The following is a 467-nucleotide window of genomic DNA, read 5'->3' as shown; positions in this document are numbered from 1 at the left end:
CTGAAGGACTGGGACGAAGAAATCGTCGCGCGCAAGATCATCCTGATCGCGACGGGCTCGGAAGTCGAACTCGCGATGAAGGCCGTCGAGCCGCTCGCGCAGCAGGGCATCGCGGCCCGCGTCGTGTCGATGCCGTCGACCAACGTGTTCGACCGCCAGGACGCCGAGTACCGCGAACGCGTGCTGCCGCACGGCGTGCGCCGCGTCGCGATCGAAGCGGGCGTGACGAGCTTCTGGCACAAGTACGTCGGCCTCGAAGGCGGCGTCGTCGGGATCGACACGTTCGGCGAATCGGCGCCGGCCGGCGTGCTGTTCAAGTACTTCGGCTTCACCGTCGAGCACGTCGTCGAGACCGCGAAGGCCGTGCTGGCCTAAAAGCATACGCGGCGCGCGCCACCCCTCGCGCGCGTCGCACCGTGAAGCTGCACGAAACGAATTTTTTCAGCCATCAGGAGATAGACCATGAC

Annotated in this window: 1 protein-coding gene; it reads left to right on the top strand. The window is 65.7% G+C overall.

Translation table 11 applies throughout. The annotated features are described in order from the left end of the window. On the top strand, positions 1-375 hold a 375-nt coding region (locus M3629_RS28055), incomplete at its 5' end, for a transketolase-like TK C-terminal-containing protein (RefSeq protein ID WP_285889067.1). Positions 376-467 lie beyond the last annotated feature (92 nt).

This window comes from Paenibacillus polysaccharolyticus (genome assembly GCF_023714295.1).
Taxonomy (GTDB): Bacteria; Bacillota; Bacilli; order Paenibacillales; family Paenibacillaceae; genus Paenibacillus; species Paenibacillus polysaccharolyticus_A.
The sequence above is the reverse complement of the archived record's forward strand: the minus strand, read 5'-3'. Positions and strand labels throughout refer to the sequence as shown.